Genomic DNA, 23,020 nt, shown 5'->3' with positions numbered 1-23,020 from the left:
GAAATGTAGTGCCCGTCCGATGATGGTTCGGGCTATCCGATTCAGCATCCTCCCCGGGAGCCGCCGCTAACTCGACCGAGTTCGCACTCACAATCAGAGGCCGCCCTGTGCGCGAGCTCTGATCTAAATTGCTACTGAAATCACTTCGGATTTGCCCGATCATGTTTGCCACATCGGTCGCGCCGGTCCAGTAACTTTTCAGGGCCATTTGTAACGAAGCACGATCGATTCTTGCCTATCCGCCGCTCCGGCCAACTCTGCTGGTTGTGGCCCGGACAAAGCGCATCATCCGCATCACGGCCTTGAGGGGAGCCTGTTCCACCATTGGAACCGAGCCTCTTTGCACGGCGTTGTGCCAACGCGGCCGGTTTCTCTGGGAGAAGTAAGAAATGGCACAAACCAATGCAGATCCGATCCATCACACGCAGAAGATGAAAGGCGAATTGAACACGCTGATCGAACATTTGCGGGAAGATGTCACCAAGGTCGACGATCCGCAATTCAAGGCCCTGTTCGAAACCTCGGCAGAGGTGCTTGACGGGCTCGTCAAGGCTTTTACCCATTATGAGCAGAAGAGCGAGGCGGCCTGGAGCCGCGGGTCTCCGCGGTGACAGCCAACTCCCTTGTAATCTCTAAAAGTCTCGTAAAACCCGAGGGAATTTCCTAACGATCTTTAAATTAGTTACTGCTTAAATAATGAGATGGAGCTGCCGAGAGGGAAGGCTATGAGGGCCGCGACGTTCCGCTTGCAATTAAGAAAGCTGGCGCAAAACCGGGACGGCAACTTCGCCGTGCTCGGCGCGATCGGCTTCATCCCGATCATCGGAGCCGCCGCGCTTGCGGTCGATCTCGTCGGCGCCTATCTCGAGGCGGAGAAGATCCAGAACGCGCTCGACGCCGCGGCATTGGGATCCGTGCGGGCTTATGGGGAGGGGGCAACCGAGGAGGAGGCCCATCAGGAGGCCGAGAAGTTCTTCTGGGGCAACTACGCCCTGCCGCAGAAAAGCGTCGTCGATGCTTTGGCCGTCGCCACAGACCCATCCACTGAGGCATTGGCGGTGAAATTCACACGGAGCCTCGACGAGGATACGGCCGCGGCCGAGTTCGTGCTCGACTACAAGTCGCTTTTCCTGGAGCGCCTGCCACTGACGATCCGGCGCCAGGCCGTGGCGGCGCGCGCGGCGGGAGCGGAGGCTTGCATCCTGGCGCTCCACCGCACGGCCGATCGGGCGTTCGAGGTCAGCGGAAGCGCGGCGGCGGATCTCACCGGGTGCACAGTCGTCTCTAATTCGAATGATGCTCAGTCGATCTATGTCGGCGGGAGCGGAAAGCTCAAAGCAGAATGTCTTTACGCGGCGGGCGGCATCTACAGCTCGCCGCAATCTATAGCCTTGACGTGCAAGGGCGCGGTCGAAGGATCGCCGCGCGTACCCGATCCGTTTGCGAGCAAGGTTCTGCCCAAGACATCCACCTGGGTGGACCTTTCCGGCTGCGGCCAGAACTTCGTTGCGGGCGGCGGCGGCAACGGCGATTGCAACGGCACCGGCAAGACGCCCAAGAACGCCGATGGCCACGTGGTAACATTAAAGCCTGGGACCTATGGCGGCCTGGACTTGAAGGGAGCGATCAAGCTCGAGTCGGGCAACTACATGATCGACGGCGGCCGTCTCGAGCTCGGCAGCCAGACAGTCGTAAATGGACAACGGGTGACCTTCTTCCTCATGAACGGCGCCGAGCTTAAAATCAATGGCGGTGCCACCTTCAACATCTCGCCATCGCTGGAGGGTGCCTGGGCGGGTTTCTCGATTGTTGCCGAGCATGGCAACACCGCGTCCGCTATCATCAACGGCAACAGCCAATCGTCGCTGACGGGAATCGTCTACCTGCCTGACGTCGCCGAACTGCAATATTCCGGCAACGGCACGACGAGCGGAGAGTGCATAAGATTGATCGCGCAGGAGATCACGCTCATCGGCAACAGTACATTCAAGATGGATTGCAGCGCCGAGTTGGCGAACACGCAATTCAACTATCCTGGCGCCATTCGGCTGGTGCGCTGAATCCATGCGCATCGAGCCGCACTTGCATATCGGTGCTGATGGCCGAGCCGGTGTGCGGCATTCGGCAGTAGATGTTTTCGGTGGTATTCTTCGGTGCGGACGCGAAGGTTGCGCTCGGTGCCGGGTCGGAGGAGACCGCGAAGCGGCGCCTTGGCAGGCGCCGCTTGCACTTCCGCAGCGATGAAGCGGACCTTTCCGCATCGTATCGGCAACCGGCGCTGTGGAGAGGCGCCGGTTCTTGAGGGAGGAGCAAATGGAAACCCCCGTCCCGCTGCATCCAAACCTCGACAATGGTGTCACCAGGGGCAGTCCTGCCTTCGGGGGCGGGACGCTGGTTTGCGCCTGCACAGATAGAACGGTCCGGATCCGCATCGCCGGCGGCATCGCTCACAATCACGCTTGCGGCTGCACCAAGTGCTGGAAGCCGGACGGTGCGACGTTTTCGATCGTGGCGGTCACACCGCATGAGAACGTCAGCGTGCTCGAAAACGGCGACAAGCTCGAGGTCGTGGACCCGACGGCCTTGATCCGGCGCCACCGCTGCAGGGAATGCGGCGTGCACATGTATGGGCCGGTCGAGCGTGAACATGCCTTCCAAGGACTCGATTTCATCCACCCGGAAAGGTTCGAAGAGAGCGGTTGGCCCGAACCCACCTTTGCCGCCTTCGTCTCGTCGATCATCGAAGGAGGGGTCGATCCCTCAAGGATGAACTCCGTCCGCAACCACCTGAGGCAGCTTGGCCTCGAACCTTACGACTGCCTGTCGCCCGAGCTGATGGACATCATCGCCACCTGGACGGCGAGGAGGAGCGGCGTGCTAAAGTCGTGACGGGCGTCACCGCTCTTAACGCGCAGCGCGTCTTATCAGACGCGCAAAGGGCGCGATTGCTGCATGTTTTACCTTAGATTGCTACGATTTCGGGAACACACAGGCAGGCGGGATGGGCGAAGAAGCGGCGCTTCGCTCCCATCTTCAGCAATTTCACGACGTTGGTTGAAAGCTCGCTCGATAGCGTTGTGGACCGTCAAAAGCCCGCTTTTTTGGGATCAATACCGACACATCGACGCATGCAAGCGCTGTCTTGCGCACGAAATGCGGGCTTTGCCACAATTTCGCTCCACCTCGCCGGCAAAGTCTCGTCGCTATCCACCGTTGGCAGGGGAATTCCAGGTCTCGCATAGCGAACGCCATCAGGTTGGGGGTACGGCCATTGCCGTTCGCATGCCGGTTGCTCCATTGAGCCGATGATCCATTCCATCTTCGGCGGTCGGTGACGTGCAGCCTCAAAGTGCTAGAGAGTCTTTCGTGCGTATTAGCGAAGGCGGGTGCCCGGAGCAGCCTGTGACCTGGACAAGGCGCGGTGCTGCAAGAACACGGGCGCCAAGATTCAAGGACGCTCTAGCCCTTTGATTCCATGGCATTTTCAGCCGCGCTCAGAATGTTCTCTGAGCGCGGGCGGCGCAGTGCGCGCAAAAACCGCGCACTGCGGAAGGGCGAATTGCGCGCAATGGACGGAGACGAAGAGGCCAGCGCAGAGCCGGCATGAGGCCGGCGTGCGCATCAAGGAGACCCAACTCATGAAGGTTGCAGCGTTTCTGGCAGCGGCACTTGTCGCGTTCACTTCGCCCGATACCGCGTCGGCAGGCATGCTGGCGCAGGCCAAGCAATTTACGGGGCTTCACGAGGTCAAGCATAACAGGCGCCTTCGCGCCGCTCTCGGCATCAATCCGGCGCGTACGCCCTGGTGCGGCCATTTCGTGGGCATGGTCGCTCGAAAGGCCGGGCGCCAGCCGCCGCAAGGCTTCGGAATCGCGCGGTCGTGGCTGAGGTTCGGTGCCCCGGTCAAGCTTTCCTATGCGCGTCCGGGGGATGTCGTCGTCGTCAGGGCCGGCAGAGGCTATCATGTCGGCATCCTTTCGGAGCTGTCGAAATCGACCGCGCGCGTCATCGGCGGGAATCAGTCCGGGCGCGTGCAACTGTCCTATTTCAGCCGCGGACAGGTGGTCGCGGTGAGAAGATAGGCAACGCGGCGCGTACAGCGCCGCGCGTCTTATCAGACGCGCAAGGTCGCTGTAGCACTTTGAATTGCTGCATTTCTTTGTCCTTAAGTCGAGGTCGATTTGAGGAGACATGCAGTTGCTCTCTATAGCCCCTCACTTCAGCCCTCTTCCCGTGCAGGGAGAGGGCTCGCTCGGTGAAAAAAGGAAAGAGGGTGGCGCTGCGATGTTCCTGTGCCCCGGTCTTGCGAGGAGATAGCCGCGAGTCCGGATGCGAGGCGGTCACGGACGAAAAGCCTCGCGGCTTTTTCTCTGCGCGTCAGCACTGCCATAAGGCAGGTCGCTTTACACTCTTCCTCGTCTCGCTCTAATCTCCGCGGCATTTCAATGTGGAATTGTCTGATGTCGCTTCGCCTTGCCACCTTCAACATCGAAAATCTCCTGAGCCGTTTCGATTTTTCCGGTTTTCGCAACCAGCTCAAGCAGGATCGGGTGCTGAGGCTCTTCGACGTCAGAAGCGAGGCGGAATATCAGCGGCTCGAGGAAGCGCGCACCATTGCGCATACGGACGACACGCGGCAGATGTCGGCGCTGGCGATCGCCGATTGCGATGCCGATATCCTCTGCCTGCAGGAGGCCGACAGCATGGCGGCGCTGCAGGCCTTCGAGTACGGTTATCTCTTCCGCATGGTCGGTAACGGCTACCGCCAGAAATACCTGATCGAGGGCAACGACACCCGCGGCATCGACGTCGCCGTGCTGATGCGGGATGAGACCCGCGACGGGCAGAAGATCGAGTGCCTGGAAGTAAAGAGCCATGCGGCGCTCACCTATAACGATCTCGACCTGTTCAACGACGACCTGGCGGCGACCAACCGGCCCGGCGACCGCATCTTCAAGCGCGACTGCCTGGAAGTGGACCTGAGGATCGGCGGCCGGCCGCTCACCCTCTATGTCGTTCACTTCAAGTCGATGGGGCCGGCGCGCGAAGGGCTTGACGGCCGTCAGGCGACAATGGCCCTGCGCATCGCCGAAGCGAAGGCGGTGCGCCACATCATCGAGAGCCGCTTCGGCCGCGGCCATACGGCGGACAAGATGTTTGCCATCTGTGGCGACATGAACGATTACCAGGAAAAGGTGGACATTCTCGGGGACCGGCGCAACGGCTATGAGTTCGTTCCGCGCGAGGAGGCGATGAGCGCGCTCGAGATCCTGAGCCATGACGGCTTCGTGGAAAACCCGATGCTGAGGCGTCCGGTCCTCGACCGCTGGACGCTTTTCCACAGCCGGGGACCGGAAGAGCGGCATCTCTGCCAACTCGACTATATCTGGCTGTCGCCTGCGCTTGCCCGCCGCAATGCGGCCCGGGTGCCCGAGATCATCCGCGCCGGCCAGCCTTATCGCACGATCTTTCCCGCGGGCCAGGAGGTCGAGCGTTATCCGCGTACCGGCTGGGATCGCCCGAAGGCCTCCGATCACTGCCCGGTTGTTATGACACTGGATATCTGACCCATGACCCAACTCGAAAGCAACCGGTCGCAATGGCCCGCCGAAGGCACGATTTTTCCGGTGTCGGAGATCCACATAGAGGTCGCACCCGGGCCGCATCCGTTTCATCTGGCGGAGGCCGAGCGCGCTCGAGCAAGCTGGCAGCAGGAAATTGCGGCGAACCCGCACCTCTTCGATGGCAGGATGGTACTGCAACGGTCGATCCGCATCGCTGACGGGCGCATTTGCGCGAGGGCCTACATCGTTCCTTATTCGACTTTCCTCTGGTGGCGGAAGACGCGAGCGCCGGGCGCGTGCCATATCTTCGGCATGCCGATGCTGCTTTCTTCGGACGGCGCCGTGATCGCGATTCGTATGGGTTCTCATACGGCCAATGCGGGACGTGTCTACAGTCCCGGTGGTTCGCTGGAGCCGGAGGATATCATCGATGGGCGCTGCGACGTCGCCCGCAACATTGCGCGCGAGGTCAAGGAGGAGACGGGAATTGCGCTTTCTGAGGCGAGCGCAGAACCGGGTTGGCATGCAATCCATATGGACGGCACCATAATCGTTTTCCGGGTCTTCCGGTTAGCGGCCAAGGCGGACGATATCATTGCGCGGGTGGCAGCGCATGTTGCCGCCGATGCGCATCCGGAGATCGATGAAGCGGTGGCGATCCGTTCGCCGGACCCAGCTGCGCACAATTATCCTGCTTTCATCCCGCCGATCCTGGAGTGGCTTTTTGCACGGGATGCCGGCGGAACCGTTTCTGCTGCCATGGCATAGCGCGCTCGCCCCGGTCGCCCTGCCAGGTACAGGCGGCCACACGTTTCCTCATGACTTCTTGAATTGGGAACGGATCAACATCAGCCCGGCGATGGTGAGTGTGGTAAAGCAGGCGCCGGCGAGGAAGGTCGCCTTTGCCCCGGCAATGTCCCAGAGAGCCCCGGCGAGGACGCTCGCAAGGAGCAGGGCGAAGCCGGAGACCAGGTTGAACATGCCGAAGGCGGTTCCGCGCAGTTCCGCGGGAGCGGTGTCGGCGACGAGCGTTGCCAAAAGCCCCTGGGTGAAGCCCATATGCAGGCCCCACAGCACCACGCCGAGGCCGAGCGCGAGGATGCCGGTTGCGAAGGCGAGGGCGAGATCGGCAAGAACCAGGAGGACAAGGCCGACCACGAGCAGCGTCAAGCGATCAACGCGATCGGAGAGGGCGCCGGCGGGGTAAGCGGAAAGCGAGTAGGCGAGGCTCATGATCACGAGCACGACCGGAACCACAGCTAAGGGCAGGCCGATCGACTGGGCGCGCAGGATGAGGAAGGCTTCGCTGAAACGGGCGAGCGTGAAGACCGCGGCGATGACAACCACCCACCAATAGGCCGATCCGAGTTGCCTGAGTTCATCACGGCGCAGCGGCATGCGCACCCGGCGTAACTCCACCGGCCGCTCAGGCTCCTTGACGGCGACGAGGAGGACGCCGACGGACAGGAAGGCCGGAATGACCGCGAACCAGAACACCGCCTGAAAATGGTCCGCCGTCAGCCACATCAAGGCGATTGCGAGTAACGGGCCGAGGAAGGCGCCGACGGTGTCGAGTGACTGCCGCAGACCAAAGCTCGCACCGCGCAGATGCGGCGGGGCGATATCGGCGACGAGCGCGTCTCGCGGCGCGCCGCGAATGCCTTTCCCTACGCGGTCGATGAAACGGGCCGCGATCAGCCATTCGAGGGAAGCAGCAAGCGGGAAGATTGGCTTGGTAAGCGCCGCGAGGCCATATCCAAGGACTGCCAGGACCTTGCGCTTGCCCAGCCAGTCGCTGAGCGCACCGGAAAAGACCTTGGTGATCGAGGCCGTCGCTTCGGCAATACCCTCAATGATGCCGACGGCGAGCGTCGACGTCCCGAGCGCCGTGATCATGTAGATGGGCAGCAGCGCGTGGATCATCTCGGACGAGATATCCATGAACATGGAAACGAAGCCTAAGGCCCAGATTCCAGCGGGGATACGGCGGCGCGAAAGGCCGGAATTCGTCTCAGCCGTCATGCTGTTGCACTCTCGGGCTCCGCCTTGATCCCGTGCGGCCCGCCATGAGGGTTCGCCCTGGAATCGCGCCGCGTCTTGCGGCTATGCCATAGCGCTTCTCGCTGTGCCGGGGAAGTCCATTGAGGTCGGCCCGTTCGGTCAAGGAGAAAGACATGCAGCAATTCAAGGCGCTACAGCGACCTTTGCGCGTCTGATAAGACGCGCCGCGCTGTAGAGGGCAACCACGCGGGCACCAGGTCTCGCTTGAGCTATCTGCCCTTCTCTCGAAGGATAATTGAGAGTCTTCCCAGCGGACCGGGTACGGCTCGGCTCCGCCCTCTGTGGACCGCTTGCATCCGTGCGCGGCTTTTAGTCTTGCCGCCGGGACGTTCGCGTTGCAAGTTCTACGGTGAGGTGTCCGCCGGCCGCAGGGTTTCCCGGCGGGCGGTGCCTGCATCGAAATGCGCCTCTCCATTGCGGAGAATGAATCTTGGACTTCGGGGGCATGGGAGGTGCGCAGGAGGAGGGGTGCGGGCGTCGCCGTTCGCACCAGGATTGACCGTCGCGAATCCGGAAACCGCCGGAAATCACGACGGTCCGGACCAGCAAGGGGGAATGTATGGCACTACACTACGCGATCTACGACGTCTTCACCGAGAGCCGTCTAGGGGGCAATCCTCTTGCTGTAGTGTTCGAGGCAGACGGCCTCGGCGACGAAACGATGCAGGCGATTGCGCGGGAGTTCAACCTCTCCGAGACGGTTTTCATCCTGCGGCCCGGGAGTGCTGCCCATTCGGCGCGGCTGAGAATATTCACGCCGGTGCACGAGCTTCCCTTTGCCGGACACCCCACGGTCGGAACGGCGGTCGCGATCGCGGAAGCGCGTTATGGCGAGTCTGCCAGAGCGCTCGACCTCATGCAGGTTCTGGAGGAAAAGATCGGACCGGTGCGCGCCGCGGTGCGGCTGAAGCCTGGCAAGGCGACCTTCGCCGAATTCGACCTGCCACGCAAGCCGAACAGGCTCCACGCGCATTTCGACAGGCAGGCTATAGCCGATGCGCTGAGCCTCAAGGCGACGCAGATTGGCTTCGAAAACCACGTGACCTCCTTCTGGAGTGCCGGCGTTCCTTTCGTGATGGTGCCTCTGCACGATGTCAACGCCGCCGCTTCGGTGGAATTCGACCCGCAACGCTGGGAACAACTGACGCCGCTCGCCGAAGGCCGGCTGGCAGCCGCTTACCTCTACTGCCGCGGCGGCATCAACCACATGGCCCGCTTTCATGCTCGTATGTTTGCCCCCGAGATGGGCCTCGTCGAAGACCCGGCGACCGGTTCGGCCGCGGCCGCCCTTTCCGGTGCGATCAATCTTTTCGATGAACTTGTGGACGGGCACCATCCCATTCTGATCGAGCAAGGCGTGGAGATGGGCCGTCCTTCCTTCATACACCTGCATCTCGACGTCGTCGACGGCGAGATCACCAACGCCCGCATCGGCGGGCACGCTGTGAAGGTCGCCGAGGGGAAGCTGGCGGTTTAGAAGCACGTTGCGCGGCGAGTGAAGGCGACGCGCTGTAGCGCCGCAGGCTCGCCGCCGGCGAGCCGCACACCGCTCCCGTACGACCATCGACGTCTGCGCTGCGGCGGCCTGAAATTTTCCCAGAAAATCTTGCAAAGGGTGCTGGACAAGTGGGGCGAAGGCCATTATACGCCCCACCAGACCGCAGCGATGCGGTTCCTGGCGGGTGATTAGCTCAGTTGGTAGAGCAGCTGACTCTTAATCAGCGGGTCCACGGTTCGAGCCCGTGATCACCCACCATTAAATCAAGCGCTTAGCGGACTTTCCGAAACCGGTTTCTAAAAATCGGACGTGTTTTTTCTTCCCAATGCTTGCGTCATTTGAACAGTTGCGCGGCGCTGGCTCGATCTCCGTCGAAGGCGATTGGGCTCCAATGGCGGCTCACAGCGAGATCTTTGATTCGACTGGTCGCGCGGATACGAGCCTGAGGCCGGAGGGAGAGGCGACCTCGGGCGGCGTTCCTTCCGATGGGCGCTCGGACTGGCTCTCCTGCCATCCCACTTCGGCAATCTCGTAGCCCAGCGCGGCAGCGATTTTTCTCAGCATTTCGCGGACGCGAAACTCGTGACGGGAGGCTGCCTCTTTCTCGGTCGCAAAATAGGCTGCGCTGGCGGCTTCGATAAGATTCAAAGCGGCGAGATTGACGACGGCGTAAGTTTCCGCCCGCATCACAACGCACCTCCGAATTGCTGACGAGAATTGTGCGTTCCGAGAAGGCGTTGCGGGCATTCGCGATCGTCTCCGAAGAATTCGCGCTCACGGTTGAGGATGAAGAAGACGTCGTCCACGAGTTCGGCTGCCGGCCGGGCTTCGCGCTGCAGGACATCTCCATCGGCGCCGAGGTGCCAGGAGAGTGAGGCGAGGCTGGAATAGGTGGATGAGAGAAAGCTCTTAAGCGCCGCTTGGTTTTCCGCATCGCTCGATTGCAGCAGATCGGCCGAAAAGAGTTCATCGACATGGCCATGAAGATCGGACTTGATACGCGGAATGGACATGCGACGCTTGTTCTCCTCTAAATCCCGGAAAAGCTCTCGCTGCACTCTGCAGTTCGCGCTTTTCGTGTTGTTCGTGTCGCCTGAAACATCGCATCTGCCACAACTGATGTCAACACGATACATGTTGTTTTCGTGCATGACATAGGACGTGTCGCAAAGCTCCGGTGTGAATTAGGAGACCTGCGGTGGGGAGGGTGGCGTTGGTTGAGGAGGGGTGCCGCAGCGCCACGTGGTCAGGCATTGCCGGCAAGCGCGATATAGTGGACGGAATGCACGGTGTGCGCGTCGAAGCGCAGTACCTTCGGTGGATTGAACTGTTCCAGCACCAGTTCGGAAGTGTTGCGGCGCACGAACTTCTTGACGTAGGCGAGGGGAGCGCCGTCTTCTTCCAGGCGAATCTGGGCGATCACGTAGTCGCCCCGTCTGACAGGGCGGGTCGGGTCGACAAAGCAGACCTCCCCGTCCTCGTAACGCGGATACATGGAATCGCCGGACACCGACACTGCGTAGGCGCCGGAAATCTCAGAAAGAATGGGCGGCGCCAGGACTTCGTGCAACACATTGCCGTTCATTATGAATTCACCATCAACTCCACCGACTGCCTGGCCGAAGACAGGGATCTTCTTCCCCTGGCCAATGATGTTGGCACCGATCGTGCCGTTCGGGGGGCCGATACCCGTGATGCTGGGAGGTGCAGCGCCACCGCCAGGCATCTGCTGCTCCTTGCCTCTCAATAGCCAGACTGGATCGACATTGAACTTGCGCCCGTACACCTCCGCCTCTGCGAGTTCGAACTCGTTCTGACCGTTTTCGTGGGCACGATAGGTCGAGGCGACGATGCCGAGGGCATTCGCCGCGTCGGAGGCAAAGTGGTAACCCGCCTTAATGCGCGCCTGGCGCAATCTTTCCGCTCTTTCGCTCATGACACGACCCATAGCAATGCGTTCAACACAAATCATGTTGACACGATGACATATACAGTGTCATTTCGGTTTGTGCAAGATTCATGAGGCGCCATGAAGCGCTGGGTCGATTCTGACCTTGGAAGGAGAAGCAATGACGGAGCATTCGGAACTGGCGAGGCAGAAGCGGCACTATTGTGCCGTGCGGGAGCGGCTCACGCGCGCTGCTGCGGCGGTAGGCCGACCCGCCCCGATCACGCAGCTTGAAAGGCAAATGGCCGAACTTGCTTCAGACAACGCGGCGCAGGCCCGGCGGATCGCAGCGTTGGAGGTCGACCTTGCCGATGCCGAGGCGCGGCTGCTGGCGCAGGCGCAAGCCTTGCTTTCCGGCCGGAGCGCCGATGTTCCGGACGACGACAGCGATGGGGACCGGCCGACGATCGAGGAGATCGTCGCCGCCGTGCTCGCGGATTTCCCAGGGGTGAGCTGGGAAGATGTCGTCAGCGTGCGGCGCGAACGTCGGCTGGTAAAGCCGAGACACGCCTGTATGCGCGCAGTCTACGAAAAGCGCGGCGATCTCTCCCTCTCGCGCATCGGCCGCATCTTTCGCCGCGATCATACGACGGTGCTGGAGGCGGTGCGCAACCGGACATCGACGGCGAGCGTGGTCGACACGCCTAGATGATTCAACAGGCCGAGCCGCCGAGGTCTGCTCGCCCGCTGCAAACAGTCCATTCGTCTTCCATCCGCTCATCCGGCCGAAGGGGCAGGAGCGGACAACCGTGACCAGTTTCTTCCACACATGCCCGAAAGGATTTCCCATGATGACCAAGGCCCAGAAATTGCGTGCAAAGCGCAAGGCACAGCTTGGACGCCCACGCAAGGCGAATGCGGAACGCTATGCCTGCGGCAAGATCAAGCCCGGATGGTCGAAACAGGAAAGCGAGAAGGAGGCGATGGCGGTGGCGCTTGCGGCGCGCAAGCGCATGCACGGGCTCGAAACCAGAAGTGCCTTTGCCGGCTACACGCTCGGGCGGTTGTTTCTCGACGGGCGGATCACCGAGCAGCAGCGCGAAGCCGGCGACGATTATGCCGCGGCGATGGTGCGCTATTACCATCTCACGGGCATTCCATTTCCGAGCGTCAGGGCCCAGGACATCGGACGCGTGCAGGGACATCCGGGCGAACAGAAGGAGGAGCGCGCCCGGATGGCGGCGAAATCTGCCGAAAGGATGATGCGCCTGGAAGGACTGCTGCTCGGATGCGAAGAGGGGCGGCAAGTGAAGGCTACGGTCTTCAACGTTTGCGTGATGGATTATGAGGGTTTGAGAATGATGCCCGAGGCGCAATTGCTGTGGCTAAAGCGGGGCTTGAATGCGCTGCTCTTCGACAAGGGCTTGCGTGAACATGGGAATGGGGATCATTGTTTTGACCTGAGATAGGAATATTATCCTGCATCTTAAGCATACACGGCTTTGAAGATGCCTTGATCTCGCTGTTTCCCTAACTACGGGTCCGCGGCGGCAGCGGATCCGCGTTGGATGTGATGGGGGGCACAGGAACGCTGGAGCGCTCTGAGGAGTGATGGCATCGCGCTCCGGCACCCTTCGTCTTGGGCCAAGACGGTGTGTCCGGGTGCGCCGTTCAACTGCGCTCACAAGAAATTGGCGCCACGCTCGCGTGGCGTAGTGTATAGTGAGTGCAGGTCATTCCTTCGTTGAAAGAAGAAAAGTGAAGTCGATGAAGATTGCGACCACCATCGTCCTGGCGGTTCTGGCTACGGCTACGAGCGCGTCGCAGGCCCAGACCCAGACGTGCATCGGTGATTGCGGAGGCACCTACCGGCACGATCTTTTCGTCGAGCGACAGTATCAGCAGTTCTTGCGGAACCGCTACTTGAACTCCGGTCCCCGTTTCGCGCCTGGAACCGACATCAACATAGACGCAGGTGTAACTCTTGGGCCGTCGCTCGGTACGATCAACGAACTGCGCTCACGTCGGCGGCAAACGGTACTATCGGGCGGAAATGCGCATGCACGGTGGTGCCACGACCGCTATAGATCGTATCGCTCGAGCGACAACACCTTCCAACCGTTCGACGGCCCGCGCCGTTCGTGCAACTCGCCCTACAATTAAAGCGGGCGCGACAACGGCTGAAAGCGGCTTCAGCCGCGCTTTTGCAGGAGCTTCATGGCGGCATGGGCGACAGCTTGCGCCTGTAGCTGGGTGCTGAACTGACCCTGCGCCGGATACGTCACGCCGCGATAGCTGAGCACGAATGCCCAACGTCCGTTCATCCGCTTCTCGACCCGGATACTGGCCTCGGGTTTGTTGTCCGAATTCAAAGCTGTCTTCCTCGATTATCGTCTCCGGCCGCAGAACCCGCGACCGCAATCGCCGTGGCGGCCAACGGTCATCCCTCCAGCCGCTCAGAGCCGTAGTAACATGCGCATTCGGGGGCGAAAGGCAAGACAGAGCATGCGACACCAACGCGCTACAGCGCCGCGCGTCCAATCGAACGCGCAAAGGTCGCTGAAGCACTGTGAGTTGCTGCATGATTTTGTCTCTAAATCGATTCCGATCTTAAGGAATCATGCAGAGGCGCTCGGCCGAGCATCCGCGTAAGCGGACGCTCTGTCTGTTCAGCGCCAGGTATCCGCTGTTGAAGAGTCTATTCGACTGCACGTGCCGGGCCGAAACGCTCCATGACGAAGGAGGCCTGGACGGCAGGGCCCTGCGGACGATCAGTCTTTTCGAGCTTTATGGTGGCGAACTGAGCGGTTTCGACCGGAGGCGTGCGCTGCCAGGCGGTGGTGAGAAACAATCCGGCGCCTGCTACAAATCCGATGGCGACATACATCCAATGATTACGCATGGATAAATCTCCTTCTCTCGGGAAGGCAATGCTTGGAGGGCTAGTTTAGTTCCCGGTATAAAGCCGAGAGTTGGGCCTATATTTTCAGTACTTAAATGAATTCAAAGTATTCGACACGGTCGGACCCCGGCATCGGTGACAGCGCGACGCCGAAACTGCCTCCTTCCGTGCGAGACATTATCGATTGAAGTATGCCCAAGCCCTTGAACATCAGCCTCGTTGGAATTGAAGCAGAGGCCAATGTCTTATGCAAGGAAATTATAATATACGGTTGTACAACAAAATTTGACCAGTTCTGGGCGAAGCGTTTTCTTGGGCGGACGACATAGAAGCGTGACCCATCAGCCTGCAGGACTTTCGTCTCTGCGGAGGCACGCTCGGAGAAGCAGCCCGCTGCAAGTTTCCGGTGGGCAAAACAAAAACCGAATGCATTTCAGCGCATGGAGGCTTGCCCCGCGAGGGCGGTTGCGTTATTCCATAAATCAAGGATAGGAATTGTGTCCTAAAGGCGACCAGTCACCTCAACAGGGATGCCGAAGCGACGAAGATGACTTCTCCCAGCTCGCAAGGCGCTGGGGCGTTCTTCCTGATTTTCCAATTCATGGCTCACGGCGGCCTCGCGCGTTCCAAGACGCTGCGGCGCCGTGTGCGGCCGGCGATGCGCCTCCGCGTCGACCCGAATCCTGAGAGGGTTCGGAAGCATCGCGACGCGTCGACCCAAGGCTCCGCAGTGCAGGCCTCCGACGAGGCGCTGCGCGAGCATGGCAGCATCGCCGGCCGCGATGGACTTGTCTCATTGACGGAGGACAGCGGCGGCATTGGCGCGAATACTACGCTGCTGCATGTTATCCTTAAATCGTAGCCGATTTAAGGATAAAAACATGCAGCAATTCAAAGTGCTACAGGGACTTTGCGCGTCTGATAAGACGCGCGGCGCTGTAGGCGGACATTTCTCGAGCCGACGATTGGGATGGGTGATCGACCCCGCAGCGATTTCGCTTGGAAGTTGCTGCGGTCCGATGCTTGCCTGCTGACAAATGGAATTCGAATGATGCACACGTCAAAATATTACATTGCGCTTCTGGCGATAATAGTAGGGCCTTCAGCAGTCTTTTCGGCAGACCGGATCGAAATACGAGGTGTGGACCAAGAACAGGCCGCCAGCGTGAAGGATTTCCTGCATACCAATCCGGACTGCCGAGAGTTCAATGATCAATGCTCACTTTGTGCGGTCTCAGACGGTAAGGCCGAGTGCTCAACGCCCCAGATTGCTTGCGTGAAGCAGCGATATCAGTGCACTGCACGATCAAATAATTAAGGCGCTGGAAGCGGCGATCTACCTCGTGGGTCGTCAATCCTCGACCCACCGCGATCCCGCAGAGTTGGTCACGCGCTGCGCATGCGCCGGCGGGCCTCGGTGTCAGCGTGCTCCCCGTTGATGTCCCTCGAAGCGGTTTACGAAGTCGCTGAGCCGTTGGAATCACGGCCGGCGTTTCAAGCTTTTCGGATCCGCATGTGCGCCGTAGTGCGGGAGATTGCGGCATCTCGGCGAGCGGTGAAACAGAACATTGGCAAGGAGAACGCCATGAGCGATTGGAAAGGCTCTTCGGTTAGCGGCACGTCAGTTGGAAAGGTCGAACGACGCAGGCTGACCGCATCGAACGCCGCATATATCAGCCCTGAAGATGCCAGCGCATATGCGGAAAGCCTGCTGCAGGCAGCTTTATATGGTCCGAATGCTTATTTACCGGAGGGCCTAAGAAAACCTCTCGGAGGGCTCTCTAAAGACCCACGTGATGAGGATGCTTATGCGCCCGGCGCGAGGGCAGGGTTGAGCGAGCTGCAGAAGAATCTCGAAGATGTGAAGACCGAACTGAAATTTCTGTTGCCGAAAGTATCGAATGAAGATGGGGCATCGGCGCTAAGCAGTATAATTTCTTCGATACAAGCGACGCAGGACGGAGTTGATGACCGTGAGCGGAGCAGGGTCTACGAGAATCCGTATCGGCATCAGCCGAACCTTTATGACGAGCACAAGCAAACGTTTGAAAAGTACGGCGAGCCCTCCGAACGTCTGATCAAAGGAGCCGACGGGCCGTGGGAGCAAGGGCGGATCAACAACCGTTTACGTCCGTCGATGACCCTTAAACAAGCACTCTCTAGGTGGAGAGAGTAACCAGCTCGCTGCAGATCAAACGGCCAAAATCTCATTACCGCAAATCTTCTAATGCGATGTATATGGTGCCGAACTCGACACGACTCTTGTCGGCTAGGTCGGTCGGTGGCCGATAGTAGAGAACCTCGGCGGGGATTTCCGCCACTGATGAATGCTTCTTCCGTCTTGTCGGCGAAGACGCAGCATGCGGCAGGATCGTCGGCATCGGCCTGAACGCTGAGGCGATAGCTGTCTCCGGTCAGAAAAAAATGCAGCCGGACCTCGTGCTCACCCACTTTTAGGGTGCAGATATCATGGCTGCCGCACCAGCCGGTCGCATGTTCGAAGCTCTTGTCGAATTTCTGAATCCAGGCTTTGACGAGGTAGCGAGGGTCGCCGGTCTGGCCAGCTGCGAAGGCGAAGGCGGCCGAGCCGGCGATGAGCACGAAAATGACAATTCCGCGCAGCATGTTATTGATTCCCTGCGGAAAAGCTTACAGGCCTGAGGTCTCAGGCGCTTGATTTGGCTTATGGAGGTCCTCGACGACGATGATCAGCTTGCCAAAAGGTCTGACGCCTTTGTCGCCCCATATCTCGGGTGAGTAGTAAAGAGGAGCGACGCGAGGGTACCCGCTCTTGAGACGGACGTCGTGGAAACCGTTGCGGAGAACGCAGCAGGGGCTTTCCTCTGAGTGCTCTGAGCGGAAGCTAAGCGAATAGCTGGAACCTGATACGTCACGCAGCTCGATCATGTGCTCGCCGATTGGAACGAAACAGCGATAGCTGTCGTCGCACCAGCCGGTGGTGTGCTCGAAGCTCTTGTCTGTTTTTTGAAGCCACGCTTTCACGAAATAACGTGGTTTGCCGGATTGACTTCCCGCCAAGGCGTGGGCGGTCGAGGCGGCGATCACGATGGCGGCGGCAAAGATATGGCGCATGGTCCCCTGCTGGCTTCAAAGGGCTGCGTTATGCAGCCACCTGCAATTCAATCTCAGTCGTGATTCTGGCGCAATTATGGGTGGATTTGTGCGACAGCATACACGCGCCGACAGCGAGCCGTGCTCTGGTTGAGACCGAGCGGTGGTAAGAAGAATGGAGCCGCGATGATGGATGACGAAAGGCCGGAACGCGCCGGGAAAGTCGTTGACGATGCGGCAATGGAACCGGGGCTTCCCGAGTGGCGGGTGACGGGCGGCCGCGGCCAGTTGGGCGGTGCATTCCTGAATGCGGTGCAGGCGGATTTCGCGGTGCATGGCGTCGGCGTGATCGCCCGTATTCGCGAGGAGAAGCCGGAGAGCTATCTGAAGCTTGTTGCCTCGCTCCAACCGAAGGATTTGAGCGCCGCTGCGGGCGGCATCGACGAGCTTTCGGACGAGCAACTCATCGAGCGCATCCGCGCGCTTGACGCGGCAATTCGACCATTGCTGGATGGACGGAAACCACGTGCGCGCCGGTCAAGGCGATCGGCGCCGCAAATCGACCTCGTGCCAAGCCAGAGAACGATGAGGAAGGGCGAGTGAAAGGGCGCGCGGCGCCCTTTCCGCTCCAGAGAAGTATCACCGTGCCGGAGACGCAACGGCCGCAACGGGCTCATTGCTCGAGAAGATGATAACGGCAAACAGGAGAACGCCGGCGAAGGCGATGAGCGACGAGACGGCGACGACCGGTTCCATCGCGGCGTTTCCCGAAAGCATCAAATAGAGCGATGGGATAAGCACGGCTACGCCGAAGGTGTAGACGGCGTATTGAATCGTCGCCAGGCGCCTTGCTGCCTTCTGCGGATTGAGTGCGTGGTAAACGCCGAAGATCGCCATCGTCACCCAGCCGAGCAGATTGGCGTGCGCATGCGCACCGGTAGCGGCATGATTGCCCGAGATCGACATGTGCAGTCCGATGGAGATGCCGAGGATTAGGAAGATTATGGCGGTCTTGAAGTAAAGATTGGCAATACGTGGCATAGTGGTGTTCCCCTCATTGAAAACACGAGATTTAGCATGTTCTCAAACATCTGAGAACATGCAGATAGAAGGGCGTTTCGCGCTCTACTGCATGTCTTCTTAAATCGACCCGATTTAAGGATGCAGCAACTCAAAGTGCTACAGCGCCTTTACACGTCTGATAAGACGCGCGGCGCTGTAGGGTTGTTCCTGGCGTTACAATTTCGAAAGATAATCTGCTGATCGTTTTCGGTCAGGTCGGCGTGCGGTCGAATCCGCTGGGTGTAAGAGCCGGGTGTTACCAGCTTGCGCCGTCGATCAGGCGGTGCGGTATCTGCTCCCAGACCGAGCGATCGAAGATGCGCATGTTCACGCCCATGCGCGACGACTTGCGCCCGATCGGCGACCAGTGCGTAGTACAGCCGCACGTGCTGCAATGATGCATCGTCAAGGTCCTGTCGCCCTGCACATAGCCCACGAGCTTCTTCTCGGGATCGCTGACGGTGACTTCCTCGACAGGATAGTAGCCCCAGAGCGCACCGATCCGGCTGCAGAGCGAGCAGTTGCAATCGCCAAGCGTTTCGGGACGAACAGGCACCGTGACGCGAACCGATCTGCAATGGCAATGGCCTTCGATCATGACTGTGCCTCCCGATCGGCGAGCGCTGACAGAGCAATGGCGAGAAACGCCCAGCGGTCACCATTATGGACGTTGTGACATGGCCGTCCAGCCGGACGATTTACGGTGCAGAGCGGCAATAGAGAACCAGGGAACGAGCAAGGATGACCTCAACCGGCCCATCCCAGGGAATTGCTGCGTCCGAGCTCTCCGTGATGCTAAGGGAGCAAATTGCGCTGCTGGCGGAGCTCGACCGGCGGCGGCGCACGAACCTTCTCACCGGCTATCAGCCTTATCGGAAGCAGAAGGATTTCCACGCTGCAGGCGCCGCGGTCCGCGAACGCCTGTTTATGGCCGGCAACCAGCTCGGCAAGACGCTCGCCGGAGCGGCGGAAGCGGCGATGCATTTGACGGGGCGCTACCCGGACTGGTGGCAGGGCAGGCGGTTCGACAAGCCGATCGTCATGCTGGCGAGCTCGGAGTCCTACGAGCTCACGCGCGACGGTGTCCAGCGACTGCTTGTCGGCCCACCTCTCAACGAGGACGACTGGGGCACGGGCTTTATTCCGAAAGCAACGATCGTCGGGACCACTCGCCGCTCAGGGGCTTCCGGCGCGCTCGACAGCGTAACCGTGCGGCATGTCGCGGGGGGTACCTCGACGCTGCTCTTCAAAGCCTATGAGCAGGGACGCGGCAAGTGGCAGGCGAACACGGTCGATTACGTCTGGTTCGACGAGGAGCCTCCGGAAGACGTCTATTTCGAGGGTATCACCCGCACCAATGCGACGCGCGGCTCGATTGCAGTGACCTTTACGCCGCTCAAAGGCTTAAGCGCCGTGGTGGCGAGATACCTGATGGAGAAATCGCCGGATCGCGAGGTCATCACCATGACGATCGAGGATGCGGAGCACTACACGCCAGAAGAACGCCGGCGGATCATCGACAGCTACCCCGCGCATGAGCGTGAGGCGCGCACCAAAGGGGAGCCGGCGCTCGGCTCCGGCCGCATCTTCCCGGTGACCGAGGAGAGCATTCGTGTCGAGCCGTTCGATATTCCGAAGCACTGGGTTCAGATCGGGGGGCTCGACTTCGGTTGGGACCATCCTTTTGCGGCGGTTGGGTGCGCCTGGGATCGGGATGCCGATATCTTCCACGTGACCAAGATCTATCGCGAGCGAGAGGCGACGCCGATCATCCATGCGGCGGCGTTGAAACCCTGGGGCGCTTGGCTTCCCTTCGCTTGGCCGCATGACGGCCTCCAGCATGACAAGGGCAGCGGCGAGCAACTCGCCGCGCAATACCGCGCGCAGGGGCTGTCGCTTCTTCCCGAGCGAGCAACGTTCGACGACGGCACCAATGGGGTGGAAGCCGGGCTCTCCGACATGCTGCAGCGGATGCAGACCGGGCGCTGGAAGGTGTTCTCCACCTGCTCGGAATGGTTTGAGGAATTCCGCCTTTATCACCGCAAGGACGGCAGGATCGTGAAGGAACGCGACGATCTCATATCCGCCTCGCGCTACGCGCTGATGATGAAGCGCCACGCGCGGGCGAACAACGGCAACGCAAATTGGAATTTCACCGCCCGAAAGGTTCTCTGATGGCCGCAATGACCGATGAACGCCTGTGCGCCCTTGTCAGCCAGCTGGTCAAGGACTGCGAAAACTATCGCGACGAGCTCGCGATCGATCGCATCAAGGCGATGGAATATTACGACGGCACGATGAAGGATGTGCCGGCGGATGCCAACCGCTCCAAGGTCGTCTCGCGCGACGTGCGCGCGGCGATCAAGAAGGTGCTGCCGTCGCTGATCCGCACCATTCTCGGCAACGACAAGGTGGTGGAATATGCGCCTGTCAACGAGGGCGACGAGGCGGCCGCCGAGCAGGCGAGCGACTACATCAACTATGTCGTCTTTCCGGAAAGCGACGGCTATGACGCCGTGCAGGATGCGGCGCATGATGCGCTGAAGCTCAGGAACGGCGTGATCCGCTGGTGGTACGAGAAGCAGACCTCGGTTGCGGTTTCGACCCATACCGGGCTCGACGAGGCAGCGCTCATCCAGCTCGTCGGCGACGACGAGGTGGAGGTGCTGGAGCAATCCCAAACGGTCGAAAAAATCGAGACGCCGCAGGGCGCGGTCGAGCAGCCAAGCTATAGCGTCAAGATCCGACGCCGCATCGAACGGGGCACGCCTCGACTGGCGGCGGTGCCGCTCGAGGAGTTCCTGATCCATCCGGATGCGATCTCGATCGAGGACAGCCCGATCACCGGCATCGCCACGCGGATGCGCCGCTCGGACCTGATCGCGATGGGCTACGACCGCGACCTGATCGAAGGCCTGCCGGCCTCCACCGGCGATAGCGGCAGAGACGACGAGGAATTCACCCGCCGGCGCGACGCCTTCGAGGCGAAGGACTCGGTACCCAAGGCGCTGGAGGAGGTGGATTACTACGAACTCTACGTAAAGGTGGATGCCGACGACGACGGCATTGCGGAACTCCGCCGACTCGTCCTTGCGGGAGGCACGGGCGAGGAGCATCTGCTTGCCAACGACGAGTGGGACGAGGTGCCCTTTGCCGACCTCATCGTCGAGCGCCGCCCGCATCAGCGCGAAGGCGGCTCTGTGACCGACGACATGGCGGAAATCCAGCGGGTGAAGACCGTGCTGATGCGCCAGACGCTCGACAATCTCTATTGGCAGAACAATCAGCAGCCGATCGTCCAGGAGGGTACGATCGCCAATCCTGAAAGCGTGCTCAATCCGAAATTCGGTCAGCCGATCCGGATCAGCCAAGGCATCGATGCCCGCGCGGCGCTCGGCTATACCATGGTGCCTTTCGTCGCCAAGGAATCCTTCGCGATGCTCTCCTATCTCGACCAGGAGGCGACGGATCGCACCGGCATTTCCGACGCCTCGAGCGGCTTGGCGCCAGATGCTCTCACCAACATGACGGCGCGGGCGACGGCGCTGATCGAACAGGCGGGGATCGGCCAGACGGAGCTGATGGTGCGCACCTTCGCGCAAGGTCTGCGGCGCGTGTTCAAGGGGCTCCTTCGCCTCGTGATTAAGCATCAGGACCGGCCGCGGGCAGTTCGGCTGCGCGGCCAATGGGTGAGTTTCGACCCGCGCCACTGGAGCGCCGAGATGGACGCAACGGTGAATACCGGGCTCGGCGCCGGCACCCGCGAGCGCGACATGATGATGATCCAGATGATCCAGCAGTTGCAGGAGAAGCTCTTGATGACGCTGGGGCCGGACAATCCTTACGTTTCGCCGGACAACCTCTACAACGGCATCGCCAAATCGGTGGAGGCGGCGGGACTGAAATCTCCCGACCTCTATTTCACCAAGCCGAGGCCGGAGGAGATCGGGCGGCGGATGCAAGCGAGTGCCAATCAGCCCGATCCGGAGATGCAGAAGCTGCAGATGCGGGCGCAAGCCGACGCCGAGAAGGTGCGGCTTGCGGCGGAAAACGAAAGGCGGAGGCTGGAGATCGAACGCGAGCTGAAGCTTGCCGAGATCCAGCAGAAGGGCGCGCTGAAGCGCTACCAGATCGACGCCGAACTGAACCTGAAACGGCAGCAGAATGCCGTGGAGATGATGGGCGGCGAGCCGCTGTCGACGGCGCAAGTCGGAGGGCTACCGGGGTGAGAAGAAGAACCAAAGGCTTATACGATTTCTACGAAACGGCGCCGCGAACAGCGACAGCGCTCGAACTGCGTGACTTCGGTGAGGAGGCGATCAGCCGCTTGCCGAACTGGGGTAACAAACGTCGAAGCCCGCGAGATAAGCCTGTCGAGGTGACCGATACCTATGTTATCTCCAATACCAACCCGGTAAATTCCGTGCCCCTGTTCGGATCAGATGGTCATACTGGACTTGTCATCATTCCGGATGACGGAAATCCAGAGAATAACTTTTTGTATGACCCAAATGGAAGTTACCCAAGCAGGGAATTTGGGAGTGACAGAACGCTTTGGGGGCCCCCGGAGTGTCACTCAAGGACTATGTCCGATACCAGATGACGGATGGTCCTGCCGTTACTGTACGCGAATTCGATACGGATGCCGAGCAAGAAAAGGAAATCCAGGAGCGGATCGAGCAGATTGGAGGCTCCCCGCTGACAGACTGGAATTTGCCCGGCATGGGCCGCACAACAGGTGTGTCCACGCGCAAATCGATGGGGTAGGGCCTTTCGGCAAGATTGAGGAAACCATGTGGCCGAGCAAGCTCGACGAGCAACTCGAGCGGGCTAAGCGATACAAGCGAAAGTTCGATGGTATGTGATCTGTCCCATCCTGCGGCGTGACGTCGGATGAACGGAGAATGCTCTCAAAGGTAGCATAAAAGTGCCGTAGTTATGGTAACGACAGTAGCGGCGTTGACGAATGAATT

General features: G+C 60.3%; 26 protein-coding genes and 1 tRNA gene. 18 read left to right on the top strand and 9 right to left on the bottom strand.

The genetic code is table 11. From position 1 onward, the window contains the following. Positions 1–389 precede the first annotated feature (389 nt). The 6 genes from M728_RS09485 (at position 390) to M728_RS09460 (ending at position 6,332) form a co-directional block, all read left to right on the top strand. The gene (locus tag M728_RS09485; RefSeq protein ID WP_026621322.1) at positions 390–611 is read left to right on the top strand and encodes a hypothetical protein; all 222 of its coding nucleotides are present in this window, start codon (positions 390–392) and stop codon (positions 609–611) included. 114 nt (positions 612–725) lie between these two features. After that, a complete protein-coding gene (locus M728_RS09480; RefSeq protein ID WP_026621321.1) occupies positions 726–2,060 on the top strand; it encodes a TadE/TadG family type IV pilus assembly protein in 1,335 nt (444 codons plus the stop codon). Between the two features lie 253 nt (positions 2,061–2,313). After that, a complete protein-coding gene (gene gfa, locus M728_RS09475; protein ID WP_026621320.1) occupies positions 2,314–2,889 on the top strand; it encodes an S-(hydroxymethyl)glutathione synthase in 576 nt (191 codons plus the stop codon). 749 nt (positions 2,890–3,638) lie between these two features. Beyond that, complete coding sequence (locus M728_RS09470; RefSeq protein ID WP_026621319.1) at positions 3,639–4,082, top strand: TIGR02594 family protein; 444 nt, start codon at positions 3,639–3,641, stop codon at positions 4,080–4,082. Between the two features lie 378 nt (positions 4,083–4,460). Next, positions 4,461–5,567 carry an endonuclease/exonuclease/phosphatase family protein gene (locus tag M728_RS09465; protein ID WP_026621318.1) on the top strand — a complete coding sequence of 369 codons (1,107 nt, stop codon included), beginning with the start codon at positions 4,461–4,463 and terminating at the stop codon, positions 5,565–5,567. 3 nt (positions 5,568–5,570) lie between these two features. Then, on the top strand, positions 5,571–6,332 hold the full coding sequence (locus tag M728_RS09460; RefSeq protein ID WP_026621317.1) for a DNA mismatch repair protein MutT: 762 nt from the start codon (positions 5,571–5,573) through the stop codon (positions 6,330–6,332). Positions 6,333–6,380: 48 nt separating this feature from the next. On the opposite strand, the gene M728_RS09455 is transcribed toward M728_RS09460, so the two are convergent. Then, the gene (locus M728_RS09455; protein WP_026621316.1) at positions 6,381–7,586 is read right to left on the bottom strand and encodes an MFS transporter; all 1,206 of its coding nucleotides are present in this window, start codon (positions 7,584–7,586) and stop codon (positions 6,381–6,383) included. Positions 7,587–8,184: 598 nt separating this feature from the next. On the opposite strand from M728_RS09455, the gene M728_RS09450 reads away from it, so the two are divergent. Both M728_RS09450 and M728_RS09445 read left to right on the top strand, forming a co-directional pair. Beyond that, a complete protein-coding gene (locus M728_RS09450; RefSeq protein ID WP_026621315.1) occupies positions 8,185–9,102 on the top strand; it encodes a PhzF family phenazine biosynthesis protein in 918 nt (305 codons plus the stop codon). Positions 9,103–9,305: 203 nt separating this feature from the next. Then, positions 9,306–9,381: transfer RNA gene (locus M728_RS09445), tRNA-Lys, on the top strand. 141 nt (positions 9,382–9,522) lie between these two features. Here the strand turns inward: M728_RS09445 and M728_RS09440 are convergent. From M728_RS09440 to M728_RS09430, 3 genes are all read right to left on the bottom strand, one after another. After that, on the bottom strand, positions 9,523–9,813 hold the full coding sequence (locus M728_RS09440; protein ID WP_026621314.1) for a hypothetical protein: 291 nt from the start codon (positions 9,811–9,813) through the stop codon (positions 9,523–9,525). Further along, a complete protein-coding gene (locus M728_RS09435) occupies positions 9,810–10,136 on the bottom strand; it encodes a hypothetical protein (protein WP_026621313.1) in 327 nt (108 codons plus the stop codon). Before M728_RS09435 ends, M728_RS09440 begins: the two co-directional genes overlap by 4 nt. Before the next feature lie 233 nt (positions 10,137–10,369). Continuing rightward, positions 10,370–11,059: a helix-turn-helix transcriptional regulator gene (locus M728_RS09430; RefSeq protein ID WP_026621312.1), complete on the bottom strand. Its 690-nt coding sequence runs from the start codon at positions 11,057–11,059 to the stop codon at positions 10,370–10,372. A 133-nt stretch (positions 11,060–11,192) separates the two neighbouring features. On the opposite strand from M728_RS09430, the gene M728_RS09425 reads away from it, so the two are divergent. From M728_RS09425 to M728_RS09415, 3 genes are all read left to right on the top strand, one after another. After that, a complete protein-coding gene (locus M728_RS09425; RefSeq protein WP_026621311.1) occupies positions 11,193–11,723 on the top strand; it encodes a helix-turn-helix domain-containing protein in 531 nt (176 codons plus the stop codon). A gap of 136 nt (positions 11,724–11,859) precedes the next feature. Next, positions 11,860–12,480: a hypothetical protein gene (locus M728_RS09420; RefSeq protein ID WP_026621310.1), complete on the top strand. Its 621-nt coding sequence runs from the start codon at positions 11,860–11,862 to the stop codon at positions 12,478–12,480. 298 nt (positions 12,481–12,778) lie between these two features. Next, positions 12,779–13,174, top strand: coding sequence for a BA14K family protein (locus M728_RS09415; protein ID WP_084044571.1), 396 nt, complete (start codon positions 12,779–12,781; stop codon positions 13,172–13,174). Between the two features lie 29 nt (positions 13,175–13,203). On the opposite strand, the gene M728_RS09410 is transcribed toward M728_RS09415, so the two are convergent. After that, positions 13,204–13,383, bottom strand: a complete 180-nt coding sequence (locus M728_RS09410; protein WP_026621309.1) for a hypothetical protein — start codon at positions 13,381–13,383, stop codon at positions 13,204–13,206. A gap of 326 nt (positions 13,384–13,709) precedes the next feature. Then, a complete protein-coding gene (locus M728_RS09405) occupies positions 13,710–13,913 on the bottom strand; it encodes a hypothetical protein (RefSeq protein ID WP_026617629.1) in 204 nt (67 codons plus the stop codon). Positions 13,914–14,460: 547 nt separating this feature from the next. Here M728_RS09405 and M728_RS09400 point away from each other — a divergent pair. The 3 genes from M728_RS09400 (at position 14,461) to M728_RS09390 (ending at position 16,574) form a co-directional block, all read left to right on the top strand. Beyond that, positions 14,461–14,775 (top strand): hypothetical protein, encoded by a 315-nt coding sequence (locus M728_RS09400; RefSeq protein ID WP_026621308.1) that lies wholly within the window; start codon positions 14,461–14,463, stop codon positions 14,773–14,775. A 723-nt stretch (positions 14,776–15,498) separates the two neighbouring features. Next, positions 15,499–16,089: a hypothetical protein gene (locus M728_RS09395; RefSeq protein WP_245269717.1), complete on the top strand. Its 591-nt coding sequence runs from the start codon at positions 15,499–15,501 to the stop codon at positions 16,087–16,089. 293 nt (positions 16,090–16,382) lie between these two features. Next, positions 16,383–16,574: a hypothetical protein gene (locus tag M728_RS09390; protein WP_026621307.1), complete on the top strand. Its 192-nt coding sequence runs from the start codon at positions 16,383–16,385 to the stop codon at positions 16,572–16,574. Here M728_RS09390 and M728_RS09385 read toward each other — a convergent pair. Next, a complete protein-coding gene (locus M728_RS09385) occupies positions 16,563–17,006 on the bottom strand; it encodes a hypothetical protein (RefSeq protein ID WP_026621306.1) in 444 nt (147 codons plus the stop codon). The two genes, M728_RS09390 and M728_RS09385, sit on opposite strands and share 12 nt — an antisense overlap. Before the next feature lie 168 nt (positions 17,007–17,174). On the opposite strand from M728_RS09385, the gene M728_RS09380 reads away from it, so the two are divergent. Beyond that, positions 17,175–17,588, top strand: coding sequence for a hypothetical protein (locus M728_RS09380; protein WP_026621305.1), 414 nt, complete (start codon positions 17,175–17,177; stop codon positions 17,586–17,588). A gap of 36 nt (positions 17,589–17,624) precedes the next feature. Here M728_RS09380 and M728_RS09375 read toward each other — a convergent pair whose 3' ends face one another. Both M728_RS09375 and M728_RS09370 read right to left on the bottom strand, forming a co-directional pair. After that, positions 17,625–18,026 carry a hypothetical protein gene (locus M728_RS09375; protein ID WP_026621304.1) on the bottom strand — a complete coding sequence of 134 codons (402 nt, stop codon included), beginning with the start codon at positions 18,024–18,026 and terminating at the stop codon, positions 17,625–17,627. 277 nt (positions 18,027–18,303) lie between these two features. Continuing rightward, a complete protein-coding gene (locus M728_RS09370; protein WP_026621303.1) occupies positions 18,304–18,645 on the bottom strand; it encodes a GFA family protein in 342 nt (113 codons plus the stop codon). Positions 18,646–18,788: 143 nt separating this feature from the next. Here M728_RS09370 and M728_RS09365 point away from each other — a divergent pair, with 143 nt between their 5' ends. The 3 genes from M728_RS09365 (at position 18,789) to M728_RS09355 (ending at position 22,814) form a co-directional block, all read left to right on the top strand. Next, complete coding sequence (locus M728_RS09365; RefSeq protein ID WP_026621302.1) at positions 18,789–20,222, top strand: terminase large subunit domain-containing protein; 1,434 nt, start codon at positions 18,789–18,791, stop codon at positions 20,220–20,222. Next, complete coding sequence (locus M728_RS09360; RefSeq protein ID WP_026621301.1) at positions 20,222–22,276, top strand: hypothetical protein; 2,055 nt, start codon at positions 20,222–20,224, stop codon at positions 22,274–22,276. Before M728_RS09365 ends, M728_RS09360 begins: the two co-directional genes overlap by 1 nt. 340 nt (positions 22,277–22,616) lie before the next feature. Beyond that, a complete protein-coding gene (locus tag M728_RS09355; RefSeq protein ID WP_245269716.1) occupies positions 22,617–22,814 on the top strand; it encodes a hypothetical protein in 198 nt (65 codons plus the stop codon). The last annotated feature ends 206 nt before the right edge of the window (positions 22,815–23,020 follow it).

It is taken from the genome of Ensifer sp. WSM1721 (assembly GCF_000513895.2).
Taxonomy (GTDB): domain Bacteria; phylum Pseudomonadota; class Alphaproteobacteria; order Rhizobiales; family Rhizobiaceae; genus Sinorhizobium.
The sequence above is the reverse complement of the archived record's forward strand: the minus strand, read 5'-3'. Positions and strand labels throughout refer to the sequence as shown.

Bases quoted from the DNA above. Each gene is read 5' to 3' on its own strand.
- M728_RS09470 (WP_026621319.1), top strand. From the start codon at position 3,639: ATGAAGGTTGCAGCGTTTCTGGCAGCGGCACTTGTCGCGTTCACTTCG.
- M728_RS09365 (WP_026621302.1), top strand. From the start codon at position 18,789: ATGACCTCAACCGGCCCATCCCAGGGAATTGCTGCGTCCGAGCTCTCC.
- M728_RS09385 (WP_026621306.1), bottom strand. From the start codon at position 17,006: ATGCGCCATATCTTTGCCGCCGCCATCGTGATCGCCGCCTCGACCGCC.
- M728_RS09485 (WP_026621322.1), top strand. From the start codon at position 390: ATGGCACAAACCAATGCAGATCCGATCCATCACACGCAGAAGATGAAA.
- M728_RS09420 (WP_026621310.1), top strand. From the start codon at position 11,860: ATGATGACCAAGGCCCAGAAATTGCGTGCAAAGCGCAAGGCACAGCTT.
- M728_RS09480 (WP_026621321.1), top strand. From the start codon at position 726: ATGAGGGCCGCGACGTTCCGCTTGCAATTAAGAAAGCTGGCGCAAAAC.
- M728_RS09370 (WP_026621303.1), bottom strand. From the start codon at position 18,645: ATGATCGAAGGCCATTGCCATTGCAGATCGGTTCGCGTCACGGTGCCT.
- M728_RS09435 (WP_026621313.1), bottom strand. From the start codon at position 10,136: ATGTCCATTCCGCGTATCAAGTCCGATCTTCATGGCCATGTCGATGAA.
- M728_RS09390 (WP_026621307.1), top strand. From the start codon at position 16,383: ATGGCTGCCGCACCAGCCGGTCGCATGTTCGAAGCTCTTGTCGAATTT.
- M728_RS09455 (WP_026621316.1), bottom strand. From the start codon at position 7,586: ATGACGGCTGAGACGAATTCCGGCCTTTCGCGCCGCCGTATCCCCGCT.
- M728_RS09405 (WP_026617629.1), bottom strand. From the start codon at position 13,913: ATGCGTAATCATTGGATGTATGTCGCCATCGGATTTGTAGCAGGCGCC.
- gfa (WP_026621320.1), top strand. From the start codon at position 2,314: ATGGAAACCCCCGTCCCGCTGCATCCAAACCTCGACAATGGTGTCACC.
- M728_RS09450 (WP_026621315.1), top strand. From the start codon at position 8,185: ATGGCACTACACTACGCGATCTACGACGTCTTCACCGAGAGCCGTCTA.
- M728_RS09460 (WP_026621317.1), top strand. From the start codon at position 5,571: ATGACCCAACTCGAAAGCAACCGGTCGCAATGGCCCGCCGAAGGCACG.
- M728_RS09375 (WP_026621304.1), bottom strand. From the start codon at position 18,026: ATGCCACGTATTGCCAATCTTTACTTCAAGACCGCCATAATCTTCCTA.
- M728_RS09360 (WP_026621301.1), top strand. From the start codon at position 20,222: ATGGCCGCAATGACCGATGAACGCCTGTGCGCCCTTGTCAGCCAGCTG.
- M728_RS09430 (WP_026621312.1), bottom strand. From the start codon at position 11,059: ATGAGCGAAAGAGCGGAAAGATTGCGCCAGGCGCGCATTAAGGCGGGT.
- M728_RS09465 (WP_026621318.1), top strand. From the start codon at position 4,461: ATGTCGCTTCGCCTTGCCACCTTCAACATCGAAAATCTCCTGAGCCGT.
- M728_RS09400 (WP_026621308.1), top strand. From the start codon at position 14,461: ATGACTTCTCCCAGCTCGCAAGGCGCTGGGGCGTTCTTCCTGATTTTC.
- M728_RS09425 (WP_026621311.1), top strand. From the start codon at position 11,193: ATGACGGAGCATTCGGAACTGGCGAGGCAGAAGCGGCACTATTGTGCC.
- M728_RS09415 (WP_084044571.1), top strand. From the start codon at position 12,779: ATGAAGATTGCGACCACCATCGTCCTGGCGGTTCTGGCTACGGCTACG.
- M728_RS09395 (WP_245269717.1), top strand. From the start codon at position 15,499: ATGAGCGATTGGAAAGGCTCTTCGGTTAGCGGCACGTCAGTTGGAAAG.
- M728_RS09380 (WP_026621305.1), top strand. From the start codon at position 17,175: ATGGATGACGAAAGGCCGGAACGCGCCGGGAAAGTCGTTGACGATGCG.